At 57.5% G+C, this 233-nt stretch carries 1 pseudogene; it reads left to right on the top strand.

What is annotated here, in order from left to right:
* Window positions 1-233 (top strand): annotated as a pseudogene (locus tag AC23NW_RS36370) (hypothetical protein); the annotation flags it as partial.

Raw genomic sequence — 233 nt, 5'->3', positions numbered from 1 at the left:
ACGGCACGGCCACCCCGTTGGGCGACCCTATCGAAGTGGTGGGACTAACTATGGCCTTCGGTGGCGTATCCCAAAATCTGTTTTGCGCCCTGGGTTCCATTTAAAGCAACCTGGGGCATCTGACGGCGGCAGCCGGCGTGGCGGGTCTGATTAAAACAACGCTGGCCCTCTACCACCGGCAACTGCCCGCGTCGATTGGTTTCAGCGCACAAAATCCGGTTTTTGATTTTTCC

The sequence above is a fragment of the Arsenicibacter sp. R0_47 genome, assembly GCF_057652235.1.
This window is presented reverse-complemented; position numbering and strand designations above follow the sequence as displayed.